Raw genomic sequence first — 21,726 nt, forward strand, 5'->3', positions numbered from 1 at the left:
GCCAATCAAAAGGCAGAACATGGCAGGTAATCAGGCGGCGGCCTCCGGCCCCGGCGCGCGCGAGGCGCGTCTTCCCATTGCAGCACTGCTGGCCCTGGCGCTGGCCGGTTTCGTCACGATCCTGACGGAAGCCCTGCCGGCCGGCCTGTTGCCGCAGATCAGCGCGGGGCTGGCTATTTCCGAAGCGATGGCCGGACAGCTGGTGACGATCTACGCGATCGGTTCGCTGGCGGCGGCGATACCGTTGACCGCCGCGACGCGAGGCGTGCGCCGCCGCCCGTTGCTGCTGGCCGCGATCGCCGGCTTCGTCATCGCCAACACCATCACGACGGTGTCCGCCAGCTATGCGCTGACGATGGCGGCGCGTTTCGTCGCCGGCGTGTCCGCCGGGCTGCTGTGGGCGCTGGCCGCGGGCTACGCTGCGCGCATGGTGCCGGAGCATCAGAAAGGGCGGGCCATCGCCATCGCGATGGTGGGCACGCCGTTGGCGTTGTCGCTGGGCGTGCCGGCGGGCACCTTCCTGGGCAACGTGGTGGGATGGCGCTGGTGTTTCGGCATCATGAGCGCGCTGGCGCTGATCCTGATGGCGTGGGTGCGCATCCAGGTGCCGGACTTTGCGGGCCAGGCTGCGGGCAAGCGCGCGCCGCTGCGCCGCGTCTTCACCCTGCCGGGCGTGCGCGCGGTGCTGTTCGTGGTGTTTGCATTCGTCCTGGCGCACAACATTCTCTATACCTACATCGCGCCGTTCCTGGCGGCGCGCGGTATGGAGGACCGCACGGACGTGATGTTGCTGGTGTTCGGTCTGTCGTCGTTGATCGGGCTCTGGGTCATCGGCGTTCTGATCGACAGCCACCTGCGCGTGATGACGCTGGCCAGCACGGTGCTGTTCGCGTTGTCGGCATTGGTCTTGGGCTTCAGCGGCAATGATCCGGCCGTGGTGGTCACGGCGGTGGCGGCATGGGGCCTGGCGTTTGGCGGGGCGCCGACGCTGTTCCAGACTGCGCTGGCCAAGACCGCGGGCGAGTCGGCCGATGTGGCGCAGTCGATGCTGGTCACGGCCTGGAATCTGGCGATCGCGGGCGGCGGTGTCATCGGCGGCCTCCTGCTCGAAGGCGTGGGCGTCGCCGCCTTTGCGCCCGCGCTGGTGCTGTTGCTGGCGGCGACGCTGATCGTGGCGGCAGCGGCGCGCCGCCATGGGTTTCCCATGGCGGGCGGGCAGGGCTGCAATGTCAACGCAAGTCCCCGCAAGGCCACCCCGTGACGCCGAATCCGCCGCTATCCGTTGCGGTAGAGAAAGCTGTAGGCGTTGATCGCCGGCACCCCTCCCAGGTGCGCATACAGAACCCTCGAGCCGGCGGGAATTTCACCTTTGCGGATGATGTCCATCATCCCCTGCATGGATTTTCCTTCGTACACGGGGTCGGTCATCATGCCTTCCAGCCGAGCGCACGTGCGGATGGCGTCGTTGGTTTCGGCTGAGGGCAGGCCATATGCCGGATAGGCGTAGCGCGTGTCCAGCACCACGTCCTTGTCTTCGATGGGTTTGCCCAAGCCGACGAGGTCGGCGGTGCGCCGCGCGATGCGCAGGACCTGCGCGCGGGTCTGGTCCGGCGTGGCGGACGCATCGATGCCGATGACGCGATCGGCGCGGCCGTCGGCCGCAAAACCCACCACCATGCCGGCCTGCGTGCTGCCCGTGACCGCGCACACGACGATGTAGTCGAACTTGAATCCCAGCTCGGCTTCCTGGCGGCGCACTTCTTCGGCAAAGCCTACATAGCCCAGCCCGCCTAATTCGTGATCGGACGCGCCCGCCGGAATCGCATAGGGCTTGCCGCCGCGGCGTTTCACTTCTTCCAGCGCCTCTTCCCAACTGCGGCGAAAGCCGATGTCAAAGCCCTGATCGACCAGCCGCACGTCCGCACCCATGAGGCGGCTCATCATGATGTTGCCGACGCGGTCGTAGACCGCATCGGAATAGTCCACCCAGTTCTCCTGGACCAGCACGCAGGCCAACCCCAGTTTGGCGGCCACCGCCGCGACCATCCGCGTGTGATTGGACTGGATGCCGCCAATCGTGACGAGCGTGTCGCAGCCTTGTTCCAGCGCCTGCGGAATCAGGTATTCGAGCTTGCGCAGCTTGTTGCCGCCGAAGGCAAGGCCGCTATTGCAGTCCTCACGCTTGGCGTAGATCTCGACCTTGCCGCCCAGATGCTGCGACAAGCGCTCCAGCTTTTCGATCGGGGTATCGCCAAAGGTCAGGCGATGACGGGGAAAACGTTGCAGATCCATGGTGGCTCCTGGTGATCCTGGCGGGCCCGGCGTTGCGGCGGGGTTCGCAAAAATCATAGAAATCATGGGGTTGAGGGGTCAATTGCGTATTTTTTTAATCCGCCAAATCGAAAGGTCGTTTATCCCGATTAATCGATCTAATATTTGCAAAACAAAAAATCCGGCGAAATTAAATTTTTAGGGACGCTATCCATGACCGCCGTTTTCACGCTGGACCGCATCGACCGCCAGATCCTGCGCATTCTTCAGGACGATGCGCAGATCACCAATCTGGACTTGAGCGCCCGCGTGCATCTGAGCCCTGCAGCGTGCCTGCGGCGCGTGGAAAGGCTGAAGAGCGAAGGCGTCATCCGAAAGACGGTCGCGTTGCTGGAGCCCGCTGACGTCGACATGGCCACGCTGGTCATCGTCGGCGTGGTGCTGGATCGCTCGACGCCCGATTCATTCACAGACTTCGAGGAAGCGGCCAAGGGCATCAGCGGTTGCCTGGAATGCCATCTGGTGGCGGGCGAATTCGACTATTTCCTGATGTTGCGTATCCGGGACCTGGAACGCTTCAACAAGCTGCATGCGGGCGAGATCATCAAGCTGCCCGGCGTACGCCAGATTCGTACTTTTTTCGTGCTCAAAGAGATCATGTCGACCACCGCGCTGCCGGTTTGACGACGCGTAAACGCAACACTCATCTTTTCTGTTATTTGAAATGACGCGCTGCCGCATTTTGCATTGACGGATTTTGGTGGCGCGTAGACGGCGCAATAGAAGGGGTTGGACGGACATTCCGTTGCCGCATGACAGCATTCCGAAAGGCCTTTTGCGTCACAGAAATGCAGGAAGACGCCCATAAACTCAAAGGGTTATACTTCTCGACCATAGGCTTTCAAGGCTTGTACGCGCCTTCTGCCCCTGCTATCCGCCTAACGGGAAGCCCGTGTCGCGGAAGGTTTTCCTGCATCGTCTCGAGTGAAGCACTCGTAAAGGTGAAGCGATATGTCTTCGGAAATAGAATCTCTATCCACGTCTTACCTCTTTGGGGGTAATGCCCCGTATGTCGAGGAGCTTTACGAAGCCTACCTCGATAACCCCGGTTCGGTACCTGACAACTGGCGCGAATATTTCGACCAATTGCAGCACGCTCCCGCAACCGACGGCCAGGAATCCACTCGCGACCAGGCCCACGCTCCCATCGTCGAATCGTTCGCCCAGCGCGCCAAGGCCAATGCCTTCGTGCAACGCTGCGCCGAACCCGACCTGAGCGTGGCCAGCAAGCAGGTTTCGGTGCAATCGCTGATTGCCGCCTACCGTTCGCTGGGTTCGCGCTGGGCCGACCTCGATCCGCTCAAGCGCCAGGAACGTCCGCCGATCCCCGAGCTCGATCCCGCCTTCTACGGCCTGACCGAAGCCGATCTGGACCAGACGTACTCGGCCACCAACACCTACTTCACGACCGCCAGCACGATGACGCTGCGCGACATCCTGAAGGCGCTGCGCGACACCTACTGCCGCAGCATCGGTGCAGAATTCACCCACATCTCCGACCCCGCCGCCAAGCGCTGGATCCAGGAACGCCTGGAAACCACGCTGGGCGCGCCCACGTACACCGCGGAAGAAAAGCGCCACATCCTTCAGCAGCTGACTGAGTCCGAAGGCCTGGAACGCTTCCTGCACACCAAGTACGTCGGCCAGAAGCGCTTCTCGCTGGAAGGCGGCGAAAGCTTCATCGCCTCGATGGACGAAGTGGTCAACCACGCCGGTGAAAACGGCGTCCAGGAAATCGTGGTCGGCATGGCCCACCGCGGCCGCCTGAACCTGCTCGTGAACATCATGGGCAAGATGCCCGGCGACCTGTTCGCCGAGTTCGAAGGCAAGCACGCCGAAGGCCTGACCGACGGCGACGTGAAGTACCACAACGGCTTCTCGAGCGACCTGTCCACGCGCGGCGGCCCCGTCCACCTGTCGCTGGCGTTCAACCCGTCGCACCTTGAAATCGTCAACCCCGTCGTCGAAGGCAGCGCACGCGCCCGCCAGGAACGCCGCGGCGATACCGAAGGCAAGCAAGTGCTGCCGGTGCTGGTGCACGGCGACGCGGCCTTTGCCGGCCAGGGCGTCGTGATGGAAACCCTGAACCTGGCGCAGACGCGCGGCTACGGTACGGGCGGCACGCTGCACATCGTCATCAACAACCAGATCGGCTTCACCACGTCCGACCCGCGTGACTCGCGTTCGACGCTGTATTGCACCGACGTGGTCAAGATGATCGAAGCCCCGGTGTTCCACGTCAACGGCGACGATCCCGAAGCCGTGGTGTTCGTCACCAAGCTGGCGCTGGACTACCGTCTGCAGTTCCGCCACGACGTCGTCGTGGACATCGTCTGCTTCCGCAAGCTGGGCCACAACGAGCAGGACACCCCGTCGCTGACGCAGCCCCTGATGTACAAGCGCATCGGCCACCACCCCGGCACGCGCAAGCTGTACGCCGACAAGCTGACCACGCAAGGCGTGCTGGCCGACGGCGAAGCCGATCAGCTGGTCAAGGACTACCGCCAGCTCATGGAAGACGGCCAGCGCACCATCGAACCGGTGCTGACCGACTACAAGAGCAAGTACGCCATCGACTGGTCGCCGTTCCTGGGCGCCAAGTGGACCGACCAGGCCGACACCGCCGTGCCGCTGGCTGAACTCAAGCGCATCGGCGAACGCATCACCACCGTGCCGGAAGGCTTCACGGTGCACCCGCTGGTCGCCAAGCTGCTGAACGACCGCCGCACCATGGCCAAGGGCGAAATGAACCTGGACTGGGGCATGGGCGAACACCTCGCCTTCGCGACCCTGGTGTCCTCGGGCTACGCCATCCGCATCACCGGCCAGGATTCGGGCCGCGGCACGTTCACGCACCGCCATGCCGTGCTGCACGACCAGAACCGCGAACGCTGGAACGACGGCACCTACATTCCGCTGCAGAACGTGTCGGAAGGCCAGGCCCCGTTCACCGTCATCGACTCCGTGCTGTCCGAAGAGGCTGTGCTGGGCTTTGAGTACGGCTTCTCCAGCGCCGAGCCCAACACGCTCGTCATCTGGGAAGGCCAGTTCGGCGACTTCGTCAACGGCGCCCAGGTCGTGATCGACCAGTTCATCAGCTCCGGCGAAGCCAAGTGGGGCCGCCAGTCGGGCCTGACGCTGATGCTGCCGCACGGCTACGAAGGCCAGGGTCCCGAGCACTCGTCGGGCCGCATCGAGCGCTTCCTGCAGCTGTGCGCCGACAACAACATGCAAGTGATTCAGCCGACCTCGGCTTCGCAGATCTTCCACGTTCTGCGCCGCCAGATGATCCGCCCGTTCCGCAAGCCGCTGGTGTTGTTCACGCCGAAGTCGCTGCTGCGCAACAAGGACGCCGGTTCGCCCCTGACCGATCTGGCCGGCGGCAGCTTCCGCCCGGTCATCGGCGAGGTCGACGAGGCCATCGACGCCGGCAAGGTCAAGCGCGTGCTGGCTTGCTCGGGCAAGGTGTACTACGACCTGGTCAACGCCCGCCGCGAGCGTGGCGCCGACAACGTCGCCATCATCCGCGTCGAGCAGCTGTATCCGTTTGCGCACAAGTCGTTCGAAGCCGAACTGCGCAAGTACCCCAAGGCAACCGAAGTGATCTGGGTGCAAGACGAGCCCCAGAACCAAGGCGCCTGGTTCTACGTTCAGCATCACGTGTACGAGAACATGGTCGAAGGCCAGAAGCTTGGCTACGCAGGCCGTGCCGCGTCGGCATCGCCGGCCGTGGGCTACCTGGCCAAGCACCAGGAGCAGCAGAAGGCCCTGATCGAGACGGCCTTCGCGCCCAAGTTCAAGGTCATGTTGACGAAGTAACCTTTACTTGATGCACGCGCCGCGGGCGGCAAGTGTTCCGGAACACCGTTTCGAACCTTGCCGCGCCGCGTGACAAGAACATACTCTCTACGGAATAAACAAAATGGCTATTACCGACGTCGTCGTTCCCCAACTTTCCGAATCCGTTTCCGAAGCGACCCTGCTGACCTGGAAGAAGCAGCCGGGCGCTGCCGTTGAAGCCGACGAAATCCTGATCGAAGTCGAAACCGACAAGGTCGTGCTGGAAGTGCCGGCCCCCGCCTCGGGTGTGCTGGCTGAAATCGTCAAGGGCGATGGCAGCACCGTGACCTCGGGCGAAGTGCTGGCCCGCATCGACACCGCCGCCAAGGCTGGCGCCGCCGCCACCGCGCCGGCTGAAGCCCCGAAGGCCGCCGAGCAAGCCGCCGCTGCTCCCGCGCCCGCCGCTGCGGCACCGGCCTCGACGGCCGCCGCCGGCGTCGCTTCGCCCGCCGCCTCGAAGATCCTGGCCGAGAAGGGCGTTGACGCCGCTTCCGTGGCGGGTTCGGGCCGTGACGGCCGCGTGACCAAGGGCGACGCCCTGGCCGCCAGCGCCGCTCCCGCCAAGGCCGCACCGGCCAAGGCCGCCGCCGCGCCCGCCCCGACCACGCTGTCGCTGGATGGCCGTCCGGAACAGCGCGTGCCGATGAGCCGCCTGCGTGCCCGCATCGCCGAGCGCCTGCTGCAATCGCAGCAAGAAAACGCCATCCTGACGACGTTCAACGAAGTCAACATGCAGGCCGTGATCGACCTGCGCGCCAAGTACAAGGACAAGTTCGAAAAGGAACACGGCATCAAGCTGGGCTTCATGTCGTTCTTCGTCAAGGCCGCCGTTGCCGCGCTGAAGAAGTACCCGCTGATCAACGCCTCGATCGACGGCAAGGACATCATCTACCACGGCTACTTCGACATCGGTATCGCTGTCGGCAGCCCGCGTGGCCTGGTGGTGCCGATCCTGCGCAACGCCGACCAGCTGTCCATCGCCGACATCGAAAAGACCATCGCCGACTTCGGCCGCCGCGCTGCCGACGGCAAGCTGGGCATTGAAGAAATGACCGGCGGCACGTTCTCGATCTCCAACGGTGGCGTGTTCGGCTCGATGCTGTCGACCCCGATCATCAACCCGCCGCAATCGGCCATCCTGGGCGTGCACGCCACCAAGGATCGCGCCGTCGTCGAAAACGGCCAGATCGTCATCCGCCCGATGAACTACCTGGCCCTGTCCTATGACCACCGCATCATCGACGGCCGCGAAGCCGTGCTGGGCCTGGTCGCCATGAAGGACGCCCTGGAAGATCCGCAGCGCCTGTTGCTGGACCTGTAATCTCGACGCCCCTGACCGGCGCCGCGCCTGACCTGCTGGTCGCGCGGCGCCCGGGCCGGCTCCCCGCCGGCCCGCAGCCCGACTGCGCTGGGCAGGAAGTGCGCTTCTTCATCCCTCATTCGCGAGAACACTATGTCCAAACAATTTGACGTCGTCGTGATCGGCGCAGGCCCCGGCGGCTACATCGCCGCCATCCGCGCCGCGCAGCTCGGCATGTCGGTCGCTTGCATCGACGCCTGGCAGAACGGCCAAGGCGGCCCGGCTCCCGGCGGCACCTGCACCAACGTCGGCTGCATCCCGTCCAAGGCGCTGCTGCAATCGTCCGAACACTTCGAGCAAGCCAACCACCACTTCGCCGAGCACGGCATCGAAGTCAAGGGCGTCAGCCTGAAGCTCGACACGCTGATCGGCCGCAAGAACACGGTGGTCAAGCAGAACAACGACGGCATCCTGTACCTGTTCAAGAAGAACAAGGTCACGTTCTTCCACGGCAAGGGCGCGTTCAGCGGCCAGGTGGAAGGCGGCTGGGCCATCAAGGTCACCGGCACCGCCGAGGAAGACCTGGTTGCCAAGCACGTCGTGGTCGCCACCGGCTCGTCGGCGCGTGAACTGCCCGGCCTGCCGTTCGACGAAAAGGTCGTGCTGTCCAACGACGGCGCACTGAACATCGGCGCCGTGCCCAAGACGCTGGGCGTCATCGGCGCCGGCGTGATCGGCCTGGAAATGGGCAGCGTGTGGCGCCGCCTGGGTTCCGAAGTCACGATCCTGGAAGCGATGCCGGAATTCCTGGCCGCCGCCGACGGGCAAGTGGCCAAGGAAGCCCTCAAGGCTTTCACCAAGCAAGGCCTGAACATCCAGATGGGCGTCAAGATCGGTGAGATCAAGGCGACCGCCAAGTCGGTGACCGTGCCCTACGTCGACGCCAAGGGCGCCGAGCAGAAGCTGGTCGTGGACAAGCTGATCGTCTCGATCGGCCGCGTGCCCTACACCGGCGGTCTGAACGCCGACGCCGTGGGCCTCAAGCTGGACGAGCGCGGTTTCGTGGCCGTCGACGGCGACTGCAAGACCAACCTGCCGAACGTCTGGGCAGTGGGCGACGTGGTGCGCGGCCCGATGCTGGCGCACAAGGCCGAAGAAGAAGGTGTGGCGGTTGCCGAGCGTATCGCCGGCCAGCACGGTCACGTCAACTTCGACACCGTGCCGTGGGTCATCTACACCTCGCCGGAAATCGCCTGGGTCGGCAAGACCGAGCAGCAGCTCAAGGCCGAAGGCCGCGAGTACAAGGCCGGCAGCTTCCCGTTCCTGGCCAACGGCCGCGCCCGCGCGCTGGGTGACACCACCGGCTTTGCCAAGGTGATCGCCGATGCCAAGACCGACGAAGTCCTGGGCGTGCACATCGTGGGCCCGATGGCCTCGGAACTGATCTCGGAAGCCGTGACCATCATGGAATTCCGCGGCGCCGCCGAAGACATCGCCCGCATCTGCCACGCGCACCCGACCCTGTCGGAAGCCGTGAAGGAAGCCGCTCTGGCCGTGGACAAGCGCGCGCTGAACTTCTAAGCCGCGTCTGACTTCTGCAAGACCGGGGGCGGGTTCCAGGACCCGCCCTTTTCTTTATTCCCTTCAGCTTGATCCGGTTCCCCTATGAACGTCAGCGACTACTACGAACACGCATTGGCCGAACGCGGCTACAAGCCCGACGACGCGCAGAAGAAGGCGATCGACCGCTTGCAGCGCTATTACGACGAATGGGTCAAGTTCAAGTCGATGCGCTCGAATGCGCTGAAAAAGCTGCTGAACCGTCCCGACGTGCCGCGCGGCGTGTACCTGTGGGGCGGCGTGGGCCGCGGCAAGAGCTTCCTGATGGACGCGTTCTATGCCACCGTGCCCGTCGTGCGCAAGACGCGTCTGCACTTTCACGAGTTCATGCGCGGCGTGCACCGCGAACTCGAGGAAGTGAAGGGCATGCAGGATCCGCTGGACGAGGTCGCCAAGCGCGTGGCCAAGCGTTACCGGCTGATCTGCTTTGACGAATTCCACGTGTCCGATGTGGCGGACGCGATGATCCTGCACCGCCTGCTGCTCAAGCTGTTCGAATACGGCACGTCCTTCGTGATGACGTCCAACTACGAACCGTCCACGCTGTACACCGATGGTCTGCACCGCGACCGCGTGCTGCCCGCCATTGCGCTGATCCAGTCGCGCATGGATGTCATGAACGTGGATGCGGGTATTGATTACCGCCGCCGCTCGCTGGAGCAGGTGCAGAGCTATCACACGCCGCTGGACGAGAGCGCGCAGAAGGCGCTGCAGGCGGCCTTCGATGCGCTGGCCGACACGCCGCCGCAGGATCCGGTGCTGCGCATCGAGCATCGCGAGATCCGCGCGCTGGCGCTGGGCGGCTCGGTCGTGTGGTTCGACTTTGCCACGCTGTGCGGCGGTCCACGGTCGCAGAACGATTACCTGGAACTGGCCAACCGCTTCCACGCCGTGATCCTGTCGGGCGTGCCGCGCATGGGTCCGCGCCAGGCGTCCGAGGCGCGCCGCTTCACCTGGCTGATCGACGTGTTCTACGACCACCGCGTCAAGCTCATCATGTCGGCCGAATGCGAGCCCGAAGAGATCTACACGGAAGGCGCGCTGGCCAACGAGTTCCACCGGACGGTGTCGCGCATTCTGGAAATGCAGTCGCGCGAGTACCTGGAATCCGAACGCCGTCTGGCCGTGACGTTGTAGTAAAGCCTCATCCGGTCCTCATTTCAGGGGCTGGGTGGGCGCAATCATTGTTAATGCAAGTCATTATCAATTAAGATTTTGGGACTTTTGGTTCAGCGCCGCAGTCTCAATCCGTGTCTTCCACCTTGCTTTCCTCATCGGTCCCGTGCGTCGACGCCCAGGTCGCGCCTGTCGATGGCCTGTATCGCGATCACCGCCCGTGGCTGTTTGGGTGGCTGCGCCGCAAGCTGGGCTGCGAACACCGCGCGGAAGACCTGGCCCAGGACGTCTTTGTCCGGGTGATCCAGGGCCGCAAGCAGGTACGCGCCAGCGAGGCGCGCGCGCTGCTCACCACCATTGCAAAAGGCCTGGTGGTCGATCACCAGCGGCATGCCGCGCTGGAGCATGCGTATCTGGCCTATCTGGCCACCGTTCCCGAATCCTATGCGCCATCGCCCGAGGCGCAGGCCGAGCAACTGCAGGCGCTGGTTCAGCTGGATCGCCTGCTGGACGGCCTGCCGCCCAAGGCCCGCGCGGCTTTCCTCTTGTCGCAGCTGGATGGCCTGACGTATCCCGAGATCGCCGAACGCCTCGATGTGTCGCTGAGTTCGGTGCAGCAGTACATGGTGCGCGCGATGTCCGCGTGCTATGCCGCGATCCATGCCTGACGCGGCCAACGGCGCGCCTGTGGACGCCCGCCCGACCGATGCCGTGGTGCGCGAGGCCATCGCGTGGTGGGCGCGCCTGCAATCGGGCATTGACGATGCGCGCGACCACGAATCCTGCCGGGCCTGGTTGGCCCAGGACCCCGCGCACCGCGTGGCGTGGGATCAGCTGCAGGACATCGGCCGCAATGCGCGCCGCGTGCCGGCGGCCCTGGCGCACTCGGCGCTGAATGCGCCTGCCTCGCACGGCCGGCGCGCCGCGCTGCGCTGTCTGCTGGCCGGCGCGGGCATCGCTGCCACTGGGTGGGCGGGCTACCGCCATGCCCCGTGGCAACGGCTGGTCGCCGACTACAGCACCGGCGTGGGCGAGCGCCGTGCGCTGGCGTTGGCGGACGGGCTGCGCGTCACGCTGAACAGCGATACCGCGGTGCGCGTCAACGTCAGCGGCAGCGCGCGCGACATCGACCTCCTGCGTGGCGAGATGCTGGTGCAGGCCGAGCCGCGCCCGGGCGTGCAGGCGCTGCGTGTGGATACCGGCTACGGCGAACTGCGGGCCGAGCGCGCGCGGTTTGACCTGCGGCGCACGGCGGACGGTTCGCGCGTGGGCGTATATGAAGGCAGCGTCGCGCTGCTGCGCCAGGGCGTGATGACGCAACTGAGCGCCGGTGAACGGCTTGCCTACGCCGACGACGGCGAGGTCCGCCGTGGCGCGTCGGACCCGGATCGCCTGGCGTGGGTGGACGGGATGGTGGTGGCCAAGGAATGGCGGCTGGACGATTTTGCCGAGCACCTGGCGCGCCAGCGGGTGGGCGTGATCCGCGTTGATCCCGCGGTGGCGGCATTGCGGCTGTCGGGCGTGTTTCCGCTGGACGACGCCGAGCGCGCGCTCAAGGCGCTGGAACACACATTGCCCATCGCGGTGACGCGCCGCACGCAGTACTGGCTGCAGGTTGGCCCCAGCGGCGCCTGAGTTACATATTTTCTTGCCGGCGCATTGCAGGTTTTGCATCCCCGTACGGAAAGCAGAAAGAAACCACCGTACAGGGAGATGTTTGTGTCCGCTTCAATCCACCCGCGCCTGCGCACACCGATGACCGCCGGCCGTAACGCTGTGCTGGCCGCGACCTGCGCCGGGGCGCTGTTTGCCGGTGCGCCGGCGGCTTGGGCGCAGCCGGCGCCTGCCGCAGGTGCGCAAGCCACCGCCAATGGCCAGCGCAGCTACCAGATTCCCGCAGGGCCGCTGGCCGACGCGCTGACCCAGTTCGCGCGCAGCGCCGGGGTGGTGCTGTCGTTCGACCCGGCGCTGGTGCGCGGCCGGCGTTCGGATGGGTTGAATGGTTCTTACACGGTGGGCGCGGGCTTCTCGCGCATCCTGGCGGGCAGCGGCCTGCAGGCGCGCGCGCAGTCGGGCAACACCTGGACGCTGGCGCCCGCGCCGGTCTCCACGGGCGACACGCACACGCTCGCGCCGGTGACGGTGACGGGCATGTCGGACAGCGCCTTTGCGCCCACGGTGGGCTATGTGGCCACCGCCAGCGCCAGCGCCACCAAGACCGACATCCCGTTGATCGAGACGCCGCAGTCGGTGTCCGTGGTCACGCGCGAACAGATCACCGAGCAGGGCGCGCAGACGCTGAACCAGGTGCTGCGCTACACGGCGGGCGTTGCCACCGAGTCCCGCGGCGCCACGGCGACCCGCCTGGACCAGTTCAACGTGCGCGGGTTCTCGGCGTCCACCTATCTGGACGGGCTGCGCGTGTTCGGCGGCCGCGATGCGCTGCCGCAGGTCGACGCCTTCCGCCTCGAGCGCGTCGACGTCCTGAAGGGCCCGGCGTCGGTGATGTACGGGCAGGGCGGCCCGGGCGGCGTGGTGAACCAGGTCAGCAAGCGTCCGCTGGAAGAGCCGCTGCGCGAAGTGGAGCTGCAGGTCGGCAACTACGACTTCCGCCGCGCCAACTTCGACTTCGGCGGCCCCATCGACGAAGAGGGCAAATACCTGTACCGCCTGGTGGGCTCGGGCTACATGTCTGACGGCCAGGTTCAGGACACCAAGGAGCGCCGCTACTTCGTGTCGCCGGCGTTCGCGTACAAGCCCAATGCGGACACGTCGCTGACCATCCTGACCAATTTCCAGCACGATCCCGACATGGGCTCGTACGGCGCCGTGCCGGCAATGCGCACGCTGCTGCGCGCGCCCGACGGTTTCCGTCTGCCGGCCGATTATTACGACGGCGACGCCAATTTCGAAAAGAGCGACCGCAAGAGCTATTCGCTGGGCTACATCCTGGACCATCGCTTCAACGACACCTTCAAGGCGTCGCAAAGCCTGCGCTGGACGCATTCGGACGCCAAGTACCGAAGCGTCTACGGCGCGATGACCAACTACTACGGATACACCGACCCGACCTACCTGTATCACCAGCGCGCCTCCATCGCGACGGACGTGGACGTTGGCGCGCTGACGATCGACAACAACCTGCAGGCGCGGTTCAACACGGGCAAGATCGGCCACAACGTGCTGGTGGGCTTTGACTATCAGCACGTCAAGACCGACACGCTGTCGGGCTTTGGCTCGGCCCCCCCGCTGTACGTGAAGAACCCGGACAACTTCCAGAACATTCCGGTGCCGGCGTTCTCCAGCGACGCGTCCACCACGCAGTACCAGACGGGCGTGTACTTTCAGGACCAGATCAAGATCGACCGTCTGTCGTTCCTCTTGGGCGGGCGCTATGACTGGTCGCGCAACGTGGGTGAAACGACCGCCATCGCTTCCGGCCGTGTCACCCCGTCCAAGCTGAAAGCGGAAGCCTTTTCGGGCCGGATCGGCGCCATCTACAACTTCGACAATGGCGTGGCGCCGTACATCAGCTATTCGGAATCCTTCGAGCCGCAGTCGGGCACGGGCTGGAACAACACGCCGTTCAAGCCGATCGAGGGCAAGCAGTACGAGGTGGGCATCAAGTACCAGCCGCCGGGTTCGGCCACGTTGCTCACGTTCGCGGCGTTCGACATCCGCCGCGAGAACATGACGACCACCGATCCGGATCCGACGCACGTGTGCGGCACGGCCGGCGGCCGCTGCTCGATCCAGGCGGGCGAGCTGCGCACGCAGGGCATCGAGCTCGAAGCCAAGACCGAGCCGATGCGCGGACTGTCGCTGATTGCCGCGTACTCGATCATGAACAACGAGTACACCAAGGCCTATCCCAATGCGGCCGGCTTCGACTTGACCGGCAAGACCCCGGCCGCGCTGCCGTCGCAACAGGCGTCGGCGTGGGCGCGCTACCAGCTTCAGGAAGGGCCGCTGGCCGGCCTGGGCGTTGGTGGTGGCGTGCGCTACATCGGATCGTCCTATGCGAACGAAGCCAACACGCTGAAGGTGCCGAAGGTCACGCTGGTGGACCTGATGCTGGACTACGACCTGGGCCGCGCCTCGCCCGCGCTCAAGGGCATGCAGGTGGCGCTGAACGTGCAGAACCTGTTCGACAAGGAGTACATCGCGTCGTGCTCCGGCGAATCGTGGTGCTGGTTCGGCTACCAGCGCTCCATCAAGGCCAGCTTGCGGTATCGCTGGTAAGCAGCGCCAAAAGGCGGCTCCCCGGCGAGCCGCCTTTTCTTTGGTCCGAGACTGCCGTTCCTGACTTAACGAGAATCGTTATAATTCAGGCCTTATACAGGGAAAGGCGGATAAGCTCGGAAACCCCGTCCCCACCCCGGGTCCGCCACGGACCCGCCACCACCTAGAACTCCCGTGAAAGCTCCCGCAGCCGGCGCAGGCATGATGCGCTACAGAATGGCCGTTTTCTCTCGCGCGACGGCCGCCATCCTGGGCGGCTACGCCCTGGCTTCGGCGGCGGCTGCCTGTCTGGCGGTCTGGCTGCCCATGGGGCGCGCCGACGCCGTGACCGCGGCGCAGATGCTGTCCTTCGTGGTCTACGCCTGCGGCGTGATCTGGGTGTTCGCCACGCGCAGCGCCTGGCGCGCCTGGGCTGGCATCCTGGGCCCGGCCGCGCTGCTGGGCGGTTTATTCCTGGCGCATCGGCTGGTGGCGGCATGAAGGCGGCCAAGCACAAGCATCCCGGCGAAGAGGGCATTCGTCAGTCCATGTCCTGGCTGCACACGTGGGCAGGCCTGATCTTCGGCTGGGTGCTGTTCGCCATGTTCCTGACGGGCTCGCTGGCCTTCTTCCGGCCCGAGATCACGCGCTGGATGCAACCTGAGGTTCAAGCGCAGCCGGCGCCGGCAGTGCAGGCCGTTGCCACGGCGCAGCGCTATCTGGCGGAACACGCGCCGGACGCCAAGCGCTGGTTCATCACGCCGCCCTCGGATCGCGAGCCCCTCATCCAGCTGCTGTACCAGACGCCCAAGCCCAAGCCGGGTGAACGCGGGTTCGTGCGCGTCAAGCTGGATGCGGCCACCGGCGAGCCCGTGACGGCGCGCCAGACGCGCGGCGGCGACTTCTTCTACCGCTTCCATTTCGAACTGGAGACCGCGTTTCCGTGGGGGCGCTGGCTGGCCAGCATCGCGGGCATGTTCATGCTGGTGGCGATCATCAGCGGCATCATCACGCACAAGAAGATTTTCGCGGACTTCTTCACCTTCCGGCCGGGCAAGGGCGGGCAGCGCGCCTGGATGGACGGCCACAACGTGCTGTCGGTGCTGGGTCTGCCGTTTCACCTGATGATCACCTTCAGCGGCCTGGTGCTGTTCATGGTGATGCTGATGCCGGCGGGCATCCAGGCCGTATACGACAATCCGCGCCAGTTCACGAGCGAGGTCTTCAAGGCCAACAAGATCACGCCGCCGCAGAACCAGCCGGCGCCGCTGGTCGACATCGCGCCGCTGGTGGAACAGGCCCAGCAGCATTGGCAAGGCCGCCTCGGGCGGGTGACCGTCAACAATCCCGGCGATGCGGGCGCCACCATCACGCTGGTGCGCAACGTGGGTGACGGCGTGTCGTACGGGCTGCTGGCGCCCTTCATGCGCTTTGACGGGGTGACGGGCGCGCTGCAGGAGGCCGAGGACGATCACAGCGCCACCGTCGTGACCACGGGCGTCATCACCGGCCTGCACCTGGGCCTGTTCGCCGAACCGCTGCTGCGCTGGTTCTATTTCATCGTCAGCCTGGCCGGCACGGCCATGGTGGCCACAGGCCTCGTGCTGTGGATCGCCAAGCGCCGTCAGAAGGCGCGGCAGGGCGACGCGCGGGAAGCCTTCTCGCTGCGTCTGGTCGACGGCCTGAATGCGGGCACTATCGCGGGCGTCGTGTTCGGCGTGGCGGCGGTGTTCCTGGCCAACCGTCTCCTTCCGGCCGACATGCCCGGCCGCCAGGTCTGGGAAGTGCGCGCCTTCTTCATGGCCTGGGGGCTGTCGCTGGTCTACGCGTTTCTGTTCCTGCGGCGCAAGTGGCAGGACCTGCTTGCCATCGCCGCCGCCGCGCTGGCGCTGGTGCCCGTGGTCAATGCGCTGACCACCGACCGGCACCTGGGCGTTTCCCTGCCGCAGGGCGACTGGGTGATGGCGGGCTTTGACCTGACGTGCCTGGCCAGCGCCCTGTTCTTTGCCTGGATGGCAATGAAGGCCGCCCGCGCCCGCAAGGCGCCCGCCAGAACGGCGGGCAAGCCGCGCGCCGCGCGCAACGAAGCGGTCAAGGCCGCCGTCGCCGCCACTGCCCATCCCCCGGCAACCGCCCCAGCCCCCGCCCACGAGCCCGCCGTCCCGGCCGCCGTGCACCGGACCGCTTTTGAACCGCGAGGTGATACGCCATGACGCTTGCCGCCTTCTGCCTGGCCTATGCAGGGTTTTCCGCCCTGTGCCTGGGCATGGACCGTCACTACGAAGACCTGTTCGACCGCGCCTTGCCGCGCCGCCATCGGCTGCCGCTGCGGCTGTTCGGCTGGGCGTCGCTGGCGCTGTCGTTGTGGGCGTCGGCGGCGGTCTGGGGCTGGAGTTACGGCACGGTCGAATGGATCGGCATCCTCAGCATCGCCGGTTTGCTGCTGATCTGGTTCCTGACCTTCCGGCCGCGCGCCGCGCTGACCGCGGGCGGCCTGTGCGCGCTGGCGGCGCCAGTGCTGGCGGTGCTGTAAGCGCGGGGCCCCGAGTCTTTCCGGGGCGGGGCCGGGCTGCGGCACGTTACACTCAGGGCTTCCCCTAGCAACCGCCTTCTCGCCTCATGAACACCCGCGTCCTTACCGGCATCACCACCACTGGAACTCCCCATCTCGGCAACTACGCGGGCGCGATCCGTCCGGCGGTGCAGGCCAGCACGCAGCCCGGCGTGGACGCATTCTTCTTCCTGGCGGACTACCACGCGCTCATCAAATGCGACGACCCGGCGCGCGTGGCGCGCTCGCGTCTTGAGATCGCCGCCACGTGGCTGGCGGTGGGCCTGGACCCCGAGCGCGTGACGTTCTACCGCCAGTCGGACATCCCCGAGATCCCCGAACTGAGCTGGCTGCTGACCTGCGTGACCGCCAAGGGCCTGATGAACCGGGCGCATGCCTACAAGGCCTCGGTGGACCAGAACGTGGCCAAGAACGTGGATCCGGACGACGGCATCACCATGGGGCTGTTTTCGTACCCGATCCTGATGGCTGCGGACATCGTCATGTTCAACGCCAACAAGGTGCCCGTGGGCCGCGACCAGATTCAGCATCTGGAAATGGCGCGTGACATCGCGCAGCGCTTCAATCATCTGTATGGCCGCGAGTATTTCTCGCTGCCGGAGGTGGTCATCGAAGAAGATGTGGCGACGCTGCCCGGGCTGGACGGCCGCAAGATGTCCAAGAGCTACAACAACACGATTCCGCTTTTCGAAGGCGGCAAAAGCGCATTGCGCGCCTCGGTGATGCGCATCGTGACTGACTCGCGCGAGCCGGGCGAACCCAAGGACGCCGAATCGTCCCATCTGTACACGCTGTACCGCGCGTTTGCCACGTCCGAGCAATCGGCGGCGTTCCGCCAGCAGCTCGAGGCCGGCATGGGCTGGGGCGATGCCAAGCAGGCGCTGTTCGAGCACCTGGAAAACCTGCTGGCCCCGATGCGCGAAAAGTACGTCGATCTGATGGCCAACCCGGGCCGCATCGAAGACATCCTGCAGGCGGGCGCCGCCAAGGCGCGCAAGCTTGCCGTGCCGTTCATGCAGGAACTGCGCGAGGCCGTGGGCCTGCGCACGTTGGGCGCCGCCGCTACGGCGGGCAAGGGCGCCCAGGGCAAGAAGGAAAAGTCCAAGGGGGCGCGATTCGTCAGCTTCCGCGACGAAGACGGCGGCTTCCGCTTCCGCCTGCTGGCGGCCGATGGCGAGGAACTGTTGCTGTCGCAGCGCTTCGCCGATCCCAAGGAAGCGGGCGCACTGATGCGCCGCCTGCAGTCCGAACCCGCCGACAGCGTCCTGCAGGCACATGCCCAGGGCTATGCGGTGGTGATCGACGGTGAGACGGTCGCCACCGCGCCCGAAGGCGTGCAGGGCGAACCGGCTGCGGGCATCGCGCGCACGCGCGAAGCGCTGCTGTCGCTGGCGCAGGAATAACCGGTAGCGGGTAGCGGATGGACAAAGACGGCGCGGGCAATCCGCGCCGTTTTGCATTCAGTTCAGGCGTGCGCTGGCGACGATGCGTCCGTCGCGCACCTGAAAGCGCTGCACGCGGCCTTGCCCCGCGATTTCAAGCTGGTCACCGTCCGAATAGCCCGTGACGTGGGGACAGTCCAGCCATTGCGGATTGATGAACGGAAAATACTTCAGCGTGCCGCTGCCCTCGCTGGCGAAGTCGAACGTGGTGTTGGCCACGACTTCGGGATCCCATTGGCTGGCGTCGTAGGTGATCACGCAGCCGATGCCGATGCGGTAGACGATGCTGGCGCCCATGCTGGCAAATCCCAGCGCGCCCACATGCAGTTGCGCGCCATTGCGCAGTTCGATGACCCGGCTGCCCAGGCGTTCGAGTGTGACGTGCTTGAAGGTGAGGTCGGCGCTGTCGACGATCAGATGCGAATACTGACCCAACGTCACGTCGCCGTAGACGCCGCTTGCCGTGGCGTCCTTGTCGGTGATGGTTGCGGTTTCGTTTGCGGCGAGCGTAATGGTGCTGAGCATGACGGAACGGATCTCCGGGCTATCAGGGGGGCGCGCTCTTGTTCTGATGCTGCTCCCCGACAGGCGCTTCGCGCAGTAGCTCGCCTGACCGCGGGTGCTTGTGTCGCCGGTGAACGCTTTCGTGATAGACAGCGTCATGCCGGTTTTTATTATTTAGACACAATTAGATATTTTCACTTATTTCTGTGGTGCCGAATTGCGGGAGCGCAACAAAAGCGAGTGATCTAGGGGTAAGCCCCTAGGTTGCAGGGGCGACTGAAGGTGATTTGAAGGGGCTGCCCAAAAGAAAATCCCGGCGCCTCGGGCGCCGGGATTTCGGTAAAGCAGGGATGCCGAGGGATCAGCGGATCAGCGCTTCAACTTGGCAAAGGCGTCGGCCATGGCGCTGTTCATCGACGCTGCTGCGCCGCCGCCTGCGTTGCGGCCGCCATCGCCCTGACGGCGTGGGCGATCACCGCCCTTGGGCGCATCGGCGCTGCGGCGGGCGGGCGCGGCGGTGTCGTTCAAGCGCATGGTGAGCGCCACGCGCTTGCGCGCGGCGTCCACTTCCAGCACCTTGACGCTGACCGTCTGGCCGACGCGCACCACGTCGCGCGGATCCTTCACGAACTTCTCGGCCAGCGCCGAGATGTGGACCAGTCCGTCCTGGTGCACGCCGATGTCGACGAACGCGCCGAAGTTGGCCACGTTGGTCACCACGCCTTCCAGCACCATGCCCGGGTACAGGTCGTTCAGCGTTTCCACGCCTTCCTTGAACTGCGCCGTCTTGAACTCCGGGCGCGGATCGCGGCCGGGCTTTTCGAGTTCGGCGAAGATGTCCTTGACGGTCGGCAGGCCGAAGCGCTCATCGGTAAAGTCCGACGGCGACACGCCCTTCAGGGCTTCGCGCTGGCCGATGATCTGCTTCACTTCTGCCTTGATCTTGGCCACGATGCGCTCGACCACCGGGTAGGCTTCGGGGTGGACCGACGACGCGTCCAGCGGGTTGTCGCCGTTGGGGATACGCAGGAAGCCGGCAGCCTGTTCGAATGCCTTCTCGCCAAAGCGCGGAACCTTGCGCAGGACCTCGCGCGTGGGGAACGCGCCGTTTTCGTCGCGGAAAGAGACGATGTTCTTGGCCAGCAGCGAGTTCAGGCCGGACACGCGGGCCAGCAGCGCGGCCGACGCCGTGTTCACGTCCACGCCCACCGCGTTCACGCAGTCTTCGACCACGGCGTCCAGCGAGCGCGCCAGTTCGCGCTGGTTGACGTCGTGCTGGTACTGGCCCACGCCGATGGCCTTGGGATCGATCTTGACCAGTTCGGCCAGCGGATCCTGCAGGCGGCGGGCAATGGACACGGCGCCGCGCAGCGTCACGTCGAGGTCGGGGAATTCCTGGGCGGCGATTTCGGAGGCCGAATACACCGACGCGCCCGCTTCGGAAACGACGACGCGGGTGACCTTCAGGTCGGGGAAGCGCTCCATCATGTCGCCGACGAGCTTTTCGCTTTCACGCGAAGCCGTGCCGTTGCCGATGGCGATCAGGTCCACGTTGTGGCGCGCCACCAGCGCGGCCAGCGTGTTGATCGTGCCTTCGCGGTCGCGGCGCGGTTCGAACGGGTACACGGTGGTGGTGTCGACGACCTTGCCGGTCTTGTCGATGACGGCGACCTTGCAGCCCGTGCGGATGCCGGGGTCCAGACCCAGCACGGCCTTGGGGCCGGCCGGCGCGGCCAGCAGCAGGTCTTTCAGGTTGGCGGCGAACACGCGAATGGCCTCGGCTTCGCCGCTTTCGCGCAGGCGGCCGATCAGTTCGCTTTCGAATGCGGTCAGGAGCTTGACGCGCCAGGTCCAGCGGCAGACTTCGCCCAGCCAGCGCGCGCGCGGCGTGGCGTCCAGTGCGAACAGGCCGTTGCCGAGCTTCAGGAAGTTGGCGATACGGGCCACGCACGGATGCGGCGTCTGGGCTTCGAGGTCGGCTTCCAGGCCAAGGCGCAGCTCGAGCACGCCTTGCTGGCGGCCGCGCAGCAGCGCCAGGATGCGGTGCGAGGGCAGGGTGCGCAGCGGCTCGTTGAAGTCGAACCAGTCGCGGAAGTTGGCGCCTTCGGTTTCCTTGCCCTCGATCATCTTGGAGTACACCAGGCCGGTGGACCACAGGTGCTCGCGCATGTCGGCCAGCAGGTCGGCGTTTTCGGCGTAGCGTTCGGCCAGGATGTCGCGCGCGCCATCGAGCGCCGCCTTGGCGTCGTTGATGGCGGCTTCGGGATTGAGGTATTGCGCGGCCAGCGCGGCGGGATCGCAGGCGGGATCGGCCAGGATGGCGTCGGCCAGCGGTTCGAGGCCGGCTTCGCGGGCGATCTGGGCGCGCGTGCGGCGCTTTGGTTTGTAGGGCGCGTACAGGTCTTCCAGGCGCTGCTTGGTGTCGGCCGTGGCGATTTCCTGCTGCAGCTCGGGCGTCAGCTTGCCTTGCTGCGAAATGGATTCCAGGATGGCGCCGCGGCGTTCTTCGAGCTCGCGCAGGTAGCCCAGACGGACTTCCAGGTTGCGCAGCACGGTGTCGTCCAGGCCGCCGGTCGCTTCCTTGCGGTAGCGGGCGATGAAGGGCACGGTGGCGCCGTCATCCAGCAGTTCCACCGCCGCAGCGATCTGGGAGGCGCGGGCGCCCAACTCGGTGGCGAGCTGAGCGACGATGCGGGCGTTGTCGACGCCGGTGGCGACGTTCGTGATAGTGGAAGTTTCAGACATCTCTATACGACGGCAAAAAGGGAAAACGAGGGGCG

At 65.8% G+C, this 21,726-nt stretch carries 16 protein-coding genes; 13 read left to right on the forward strand and 3 right to left on the reverse strand.

All coding sequences use genetic code 11. The annotated features are described in order from the left end of the window. Positions 1 to 19 precede the first annotated feature (19 nt). Positions 20 to 1,261, forward strand: coding sequence for an MFS transporter (locus tag AC6CIE_RS11680; protein WP_498092264.1), 1,242 nt, complete (start codon positions 20 to 22; stop codon positions 1,259 to 1,261). A 14-nt stretch (positions 1,262 to 1,275) separates the two neighbouring features. Here the strand turns inward: AC6CIE_RS11680 and AC6CIE_RS11685 are convergent, their stop codons facing one another. Further along, positions 1,276 to 2,292 carry a 1-aminocyclopropane-1-carboxylate deaminase gene (locus tag AC6CIE_RS11685; protein ID WP_498092265.1) on the reverse strand — a complete coding sequence of 339 codons (1,017 nt, stop codon included), beginning with the start codon at positions 2,290 to 2,292 and terminating at the stop codon, positions 1,276 to 1,278. Positions 2,293 to 2,484: 192 nt separating this feature from the next. Between AC6CIE_RS11685 and AC6CIE_RS11690 the strand changes: the two genes are divergently transcribed. From AC6CIE_RS11690 to AC6CIE_RS11745, 12 genes are all read left to right on the forward strand, one after another. Next, positions 2,485 to 2,955 carry an Lrp/AsnC family transcriptional regulator gene (locus tag AC6CIE_RS11690; RefSeq protein ID WP_056567804.1) on the forward strand — a complete coding sequence of 157 codons (471 nt, stop codon included), beginning with the start codon at positions 2,485 to 2,487 and terminating at the stop codon, positions 2,953 to 2,955. 327 nt (positions 2,956 to 3,282) lie between these two features. After that, positions 3,283 to 6,150: a 2-oxoglutarate dehydrogenase E1 component gene (locus tag AC6CIE_RS11695; protein ID WP_498092266.1), complete on the forward strand. Its 2,868-nt coding sequence runs from the start codon at positions 3,283 to 3,285 to the stop codon at positions 6,148 to 6,150. A 103-nt stretch (positions 6,151 to 6,253) separates the two neighbouring features. Next, on the forward strand, positions 6,254 to 7,492 hold the full coding sequence (gene odhB, locus AC6CIE_RS11700) for a 2-oxoglutarate dehydrogenase complex dihydrolipoyllysine-residue succinyltransferase (protein ID WP_175122879.1): 1,239 nt from the start codon (positions 6,254 to 6,256) through the stop codon (positions 7,490 to 7,492). A gap of 132 nt (positions 7,493 to 7,624) precedes the next feature. Further along, positions 7,625 to 9,052: a dihydrolipoyl dehydrogenase gene (lpdA, locus tag AC6CIE_RS11705; protein ID WP_056567795.1), complete on the forward strand. Its 1,428-nt coding sequence runs from the start codon at positions 7,625 to 7,627 to the stop codon at positions 9,050 to 9,052. A gap of 84 nt (positions 9,053 to 9,136) precedes the next feature. Continuing rightward, positions 9,137 to 10,228 (forward strand): cell division protein ZapE, encoded by a 1,092-nt coding sequence (gene zapE / locus AC6CIE_RS11710; protein ID WP_498092267.1) that lies wholly within the window; start codon positions 9,137 to 9,139, stop codon positions 10,226 to 10,228. A 113-nt stretch (positions 10,229 to 10,341) separates the two neighbouring features. Continuing rightward, positions 10,342 to 10,875 carry a sigma-70 family RNA polymerase sigma factor gene (locus AC6CIE_RS11715; protein ID WP_498092268.1) on the forward strand — a complete coding sequence of 178 codons (534 nt, stop codon included), beginning with the start codon at positions 10,342 to 10,344 and terminating at the stop codon, positions 10,873 to 10,875. Further along, entirely contained in the window at positions 10,868 to 11,842 is a 975-nt protein-coding gene (locus AC6CIE_RS11720) for a FecR domain-containing protein (protein WP_498092269.1), read from the forward strand. Before AC6CIE_RS11715 ends, AC6CIE_RS11720 begins: the two co-directional genes overlap by 8 nt. A 78-nt stretch (positions 11,843 to 11,920) precedes the next feature. Beyond that, positions 11,921 to 14,449 carry a TonB-dependent siderophore receptor gene (locus AC6CIE_RS11725; RefSeq protein WP_498092270.1) on the forward strand — a complete coding sequence of 843 codons (2,529 nt, stop codon included), beginning with the start codon at positions 11,921 to 11,923 and terminating at the stop codon, positions 14,447 to 14,449. A gap of 201 nt (positions 14,450 to 14,650) precedes the next feature. Next, on the forward strand, positions 14,651 to 14,929 hold the full coding sequence (locus tag AC6CIE_RS11730; protein WP_175122875.1) for a DUF3649 domain-containing protein: 279 nt from the start codon (positions 14,651 to 14,653) through the stop codon (positions 14,927 to 14,929). Further along, positions 14,926 to 16,641, forward strand: a complete 1,716-nt coding sequence (locus AC6CIE_RS11735) for a PepSY-associated TM helix domain-containing protein (RefSeq protein WP_498092271.1) — start codon at positions 14,926 to 14,928, stop codon at positions 16,639 to 16,641. The genes AC6CIE_RS11730 and AC6CIE_RS11735 overlap by 4 nt, the downstream gene beginning before the upstream one ends. Continuing rightward, entirely contained in the window at positions 16,638 to 16,961 is a 324-nt protein-coding gene (locus AC6CIE_RS11740) for a DUF3325 domain-containing protein (protein ID WP_056567777.1), read from the forward strand. Before AC6CIE_RS11735 ends, AC6CIE_RS11740 begins: the two co-directional genes overlap by 4 nt. Before the next feature lie 86 nt (positions 16,962 to 17,047). Continuing rightward, positions 17,048 to 18,403, forward strand: a complete 1,356-nt coding sequence (locus AC6CIE_RS11745) for a tryptophan--tRNA ligase (protein ID WP_239216232.1) — start codon at positions 17,048 to 17,050, stop codon at positions 18,401 to 18,403. 57 nt (positions 18,404 to 18,460) lie between these two features. Here AC6CIE_RS11745 and AC6CIE_RS11750 read toward each other — a convergent pair whose 3' ends face one another. After that, entirely contained in the window at positions 18,461 to 18,967 is a 507-nt protein-coding gene (locus AC6CIE_RS11750) for a hypothetical protein (RefSeq protein WP_239216231.1), read from the reverse strand. A 348-nt stretch (positions 18,968 to 19,315) separates the two neighbouring features. Continuing rightward, the gene (tex, locus tag AC6CIE_RS11755) at positions 19,316 to 21,691 is read right to left on the reverse strand and encodes an RNA-binding transcriptional accessory protein Tex (protein ID WP_175184290.1); all 2,376 of its coding nucleotides are present in this window, start codon (positions 21,689 to 21,691) and stop codon (positions 19,316 to 19,318) included. Positions 21,692 to 21,726 lie beyond the last annotated feature (35 nt).

The organism is Achromobacter sp. GQ309, assembly GCF_059759315.1.

Excerpts from the sequence above, each read along its gene's own strand:
- AC6CIE_RS11690 (WP_056567804.1), top strand. The coding sequence starts at position 2,485 with ATGACCGCCGTTTTCACGCTGGACCGCATCGACCGCCAGATCCTGCGC.
- odhB (WP_175122879.1), top strand. The coding sequence starts at position 6,254 with ATGGCTATTACCGACGTCGTCGTTCCCCAACTTTCCGAATCCGTTTCC.
- AC6CIE_RS11735 (WP_498092271.1), top strand. The coding sequence starts at position 14,926 with ATGAAGGCGGCCAAGCACAAGCATCCCGGCGAAGAGGGCATTCGTCAG.
- tex (WP_175184290.1), bottom strand. The coding sequence starts at position 21,691 with ATGTCTGAAACTTCCACTATCACGAACGTCGCCACCGGCGTCGACAAC.
- AC6CIE_RS11680 (WP_498092264.1), top strand. The coding sequence starts at position 20 with ATGGCAGGTAATCAGGCGGCGGCCTCCGGCCCCGGCGCGCGCGAGGCG.
- lpdA (WP_056567795.1), top strand. The coding sequence starts at position 7,625 with ATGTCCAAACAATTTGACGTCGTCGTGATCGGCGCAGGCCCCGGCGGC.
- AC6CIE_RS11730 (WP_175122875.1), top strand. The coding sequence starts at position 14,651 with ATGATGCGCTACAGAATGGCCGTTTTCTCTCGCGCGACGGCCGCCATC.
- AC6CIE_RS11695 (WP_498092266.1), top strand. The coding sequence starts at position 3,283 with ATGTCTTCGGAAATAGAATCTCTATCCACGTCTTACCTCTTTGGGGGT.
- AC6CIE_RS11740 (WP_056567777.1), top strand. The coding sequence starts at position 16,638 with ATGACGCTTGCCGCCTTCTGCCTGGCCTATGCAGGGTTTTCCGCCCTG.
- AC6CIE_RS11725 (WP_498092270.1), top strand. The coding sequence starts at position 11,921 with ATGTTTGTGTCCGCTTCAATCCACCCGCGCCTGCGCACACCGATGACC.
- AC6CIE_RS11720 (WP_498092269.1), top strand. The coding sequence starts at position 10,868 with ATGCCTGACGCGGCCAACGGCGCGCCTGTGGACGCCCGCCCGACCGAT.
- AC6CIE_RS11750 (WP_239216231.1), bottom strand. The coding sequence starts at position 18,967 with ATGCTCAGCACCATTACGCTCGCCGCAAACGAAACCGCAACCATCACC.
- zapE (WP_498092267.1), top strand. The coding sequence starts at position 9,137 with ATGAACGTCAGCGACTACTACGAACACGCATTGGCCGAACGCGGCTAC.
- AC6CIE_RS11685 (WP_498092265.1), bottom strand. The coding sequence starts at position 2,292 with ATGGATCTGCAACGTTTTCCCCGTCATCGCCTGACCTTTGGCGATACC.
- AC6CIE_RS11745 (WP_239216232.1), top strand. The coding sequence starts at position 17,048 with ATGAACACCCGCGTCCTTACCGGCATCACCACCACTGGAACTCCCCAT.